Genomic DNA, 3,714 nt, shown 5'->3' on the forward strand with positions numbered 1-3,714 from the left:
TCGCGCTCGCGATCGGCGAGCCGCCGGCGACGAAAGGCTATCCGCCTTCCGTCTTCGCCAAGCTGCCGGCGCTCGTCGAACGCACGGGCAACGGCCCGGCCGGCGGGGGCTCGATCACGGCGTTCTATACCGTGCTGACCGAGGGCGACGATCAGCAAGACCCGATCGCCGACTCGGCGCGCGCGATTCTCGACGGCCATATCGTGCTGTCGCGCGCGCTCGCCGAAGCCGGCCACTATCCGGCGATCGACATCGAAGCCTCGATCAGCCGGGCGATGACGGCGCTCATCGACGAGCACCATCTGGAGCGTGTGCGGCTCTTCAAGCAGATGCTGTCTCGTTATCAGCGCAATCGCGATTTGATCAACGTGGGGGCCTATTCGAGCGGACGCGACGCGCTGCTCGACCGGGCGATCGCGCTGTATCCCCGCATCGAAACATTCCTGCAGCAGGGCTTTCGCGAATGTGCACCGTTCGATTCCAGCCTCAATATGCTCGATGCGTTGTTTCAATGAGGAGTACTAGGCGATGGGAAAGCACTTTCCAATCAAGACGCTGATCGATCTGGCGCAAAACGATGTGGACGCGGCGGCCAAGCAGCTCGGCCGCGTGCAACGCGAGCGCGCGGACGTGCAGGCGCAGTTGGAGGCGCTGATTCGCTATCGCGACGAGTACCACGCGAACTTCTCGGCTTCGGCCCAGACCGGCATGCCCGCCGGCAACTGGCGCAATTTCCAGGCGTTTATCGATACGCTCGACGCGGCGATCGAACAACAGCGACGCCTGCTCACGGCGGCCACTTCGCGCGTCGAAGCGGCCAAGCCCGAGTGGCAGCGTCAGAAACAAAAGCTGGGCTCGTACGAAGTCTTGCAAGCCCGCGGCGATGCGGCCGAGGCACGCCTCGCCGCACGGCGCGAGCAGCGCGACGCCGATGAGCACGCCGCCAAAATGCTGCGTATGCGGCACGATAACTTGAACTGAACCGGAATCGAATCTGCCGGCCCGCGCGTCCGCGCGCATCGCCGGTCGACCTATAGAAAGGCATAGTGATGTCGCCCATTTCTCTCCTAGGCTCGCTGCTGGGTACGCCCGGCGCCTCGTCCGGCACGGCCGGCGCCGGCGCGAACACGCCCGCGGCCACACCGTTCTCGCAGACGCTTCAACACAGCGTCAATGCACAGCAACAGGCCGCGCAATCTGCCCAATCGGCGCAATCGGCGCAATCGGCCCAGTCGGGCTCGAACACCTCGGCCTCGAATGCGTCGGCAAACGCCGGCGCATCGCAATCCGCGTCGAGCGGGGCCAACGCCGCCAACGGCGACAAGAACGGCAATGCCGCCAACGACACCGGCTCGGCTTCGGCGTCGAACAACGCATCGGGTACGTCCGGCACGACCGGCAACGACGGCACCGGGTCGACGCAAGCCGGCTCGGGCACGAAATCGAGCGACGGCACCGCCGATTCGCAACAGCAAGCGAGCCAAGGCCAAAGCGCCGCGGCGGCCGCGGGCAACGCCGCCGCGCAGGCGCAGGCGGCCGCACAAGCGGCGGCGCAGCAAGCGCAGGCCGCCGCGAACGCAGCGACAGCGGGCGGAACACCCATCGCCACCAGCGACGGCACGTCCGGTACCGGCTCGGCCATCGGCGCCACCGGCAAATCGACGAAAGGCATCGCCGAACCAAAAACCGTGCGTGCGGCGCTCGAAGCCGCGCTGGCCGCGCAAATGGGCATGCAAGGCGCCGCGGCTTCGGCCTCGGGCGCCGCAGCCGGCGCCGCGGGCACACAGGTGCCCGGCAACACCGGTGCATCGGGCACGGGCAACCTCGCCAACGGGTCCGGCACGCTGCCGCTCAATTCGAAAGCGCTGAGCGCCCTGACCGGCGACGGCAAGAACGCGAATGCCCAGGCCATCGCCAATGCGGCCGGCCAGGCGGCGAAGTCGACGGCCGGCGCCACGGCCTCGCCCGATAGCGCCGCTGTGGCCACGGCGCAAGCGCTCGCGGGCGGCGGCGATGCGACGGCGGCGATCGCCACGCTGAAGGACAACGCGCAGGCAAACAACGCCGCCCTGGCTGCCACCCAGGCCGCTTCGGCCGCAAGCATCGCCAGTGCAGCCGCTCAGGCGGCTGCCGCCACGCCGAATGCGGCCGCGGCCGCGGCGGCGTCCGCTTCGCTCTCGCCGCAGGTCGGTACGCCCGACTGGGAAGACGCGTTCAGCCAGAAGGTCGTCTTCCTCACGAACGCGCATCAGCAAAGCGCCGAGCTCACGCTCAATCCGCCCGATCTCGGCCCGCTGCAAGTTGTTCTTCAAGTGGCGGACAACCACGCCCACGCCCTGTTCGTCTCGCAGCATCAGCAGGTGCGCGAGGCGGTCGAAGCGGCGCTGCCGAAGCTGCGCGATGCACTGGAGGCCGGTGGCCTCGGTCTCGGCAGCGCGAGCGTCAGCGATGGCTTTGCGCGCCAGGCGAACCAGCAGCAAGCCGGCAATCAGGGCGGCGGTAGCGGCCGGCGCAGCGGCAATGGCTCCGGCGGCGGCAGCGTCGACAATACGGTCGCAGCCGCCGCAACGGTGAGCACGCGCCGCACCGTCGGCATCGTCGATACGTTCGCCTGAGGGCGGCGTACGCGGCCGTAGTCAAGCATCGATGGATGCGCGCGGTCCCGACGGGGCCGCGCGGGTGCGTTTGCCCCATGCCCCACCGGCAAGGCGCCGATATGGCGCCCCGTTTCTTACCCCTCCTCCGACGGCCATCGGCTTAAACGGATGAGATGGCGTCGAATGTCCCTTCTTTTCGGCTTATCGCCTGCGTCCGGTTTAGCCAACAATTCACCCTACCGCATTCACGCAAAGCATTGTCATGGCATCCACGACCGCAGCTCAGCAGACCATCGACGTTCCCCCGAAAAAGGCCAGGCTCAAACGCATCGTGCTGATCGTTTTGATCGCACTGGTGGCCGCGGGCGCAGCCGCCGCGGGCATGTACTTCTTCCTGCTCAAGAACGGCGTCGGCAACGGCAAGCCCGTCCCGCCGCCCCCGCCGCCGCCGCCGGTGTTCTTCGCGCTCGACCCGATGACGGTCAATCTGCTGTCCGATGACGGCCAGCATTACCTGCGCGTGGGCTTGTCGCTGAAGCTGGCCGACGGGAAGATCCAGGAAGCCCTGCAACAGCACATGCCGGAAATCCGCAGCCGCATCCTGCTCGATCTGTCGAACAAGCATCCGGAGGAACTCCAGACGCTCGACGGCAAGCACACGCTCGCGCAAGAGCTGAAGACGCTGATCGAGAAGCCGACGGACGCGAGCGAGCCGCCGGTTCACGTCGAAGAAGTGCTCTTCACGGAATTCGTGGTCCAGTAGTGCGCGGCGCCCGGTGCCTCGCGCCGGGCCGAATCTGCCACTTCAGGCGTTTCTCACCAACCGCAAGACAGGGACGAGCAAAGCGATGGGCCACGAAGAGTTCATGTCCCAAGAGGAAGTCGATGCACTCCTCAAGGGCGTAACGGGCGAATCCGATGCCGACACCGAGAACCGCGAGAAGGCGGGCGTCCGCCCGTACAACATCGCGACGCAAGAGCGGATCGTTCGCGGCCGGATGCCCGGCCTCGAAATCATCAACGAGCGTTTCGCACGCTTGCTGCGCATCGGCATTTTCAATTTCATGCGCCGCACCGCCGAGATTTCGGTCGGTCCGGTGAAAGTGCAGAAGTACAG

At 66.9% G+C, this 3,714-nt stretch carries 3 protein-coding genes and 2 pseudogenes; all 5 read left to right on the forward strand.

The features are described 5' to 3' along the window. Nucleotides 1–515 (forward strand): annotated as a pseudogene (locus tag ACTHL0_RS01510) (flagellum-specific ATP synthase FliI); the annotation flags it as partial. A 13-nt stretch (nucleotides 516–528) separates the two neighbouring features. After that, the gene (gene fliJ, locus ACTHL0_RS01515) at nucleotides 529–981 is read left to right on the forward strand and encodes a flagellar export protein FliJ (RefSeq protein ID WP_440564812.1); all 453 of its coding nucleotides are present in this window, start codon (nucleotides 529–531) and stop codon (nucleotides 979–981) included. 68 nt (nucleotides 982–1,049) lie between these two features. Further along, nucleotides 1,050–2,615 carry a flagellar hook-length control protein FliK gene (locus ACTHL0_RS01520; RefSeq protein ID WP_440564813.1) on the forward strand — a complete coding sequence of 522 codons (1,566 nt, stop codon included), beginning with the start codon at nucleotides 1,050–1,052 and terminating at the stop codon, nucleotides 2,613–2,615. 244 nt (nucleotides 2,616–2,859) lie between these two features. Further along, nucleotides 2,860–3,360 (forward strand): flagellar basal body-associated protein FliL, encoded by a 501-nt coding sequence (gene fliL / locus ACTHL0_RS01525; protein WP_440564814.1) that lies wholly within the window; start codon nucleotides 2,860–2,862, stop codon nucleotides 3,358–3,360. A gap of 85 nt (nucleotides 3,361–3,445) precedes the next feature. Continuing rightward, nucleotides 3,446–3,714: pseudogene (fliM, locus tag ACTHL0_RS01530) on the forward strand (flagellar motor switch protein FliM); the annotation flags it as partial.

The organism is Trinickia sp. (genome assembly GCF_051961175.1).
GTDB lineage: Bacteria > Pseudomonadota > Gammaproteobacteria > Burkholderiales > Burkholderiaceae > Trinickia.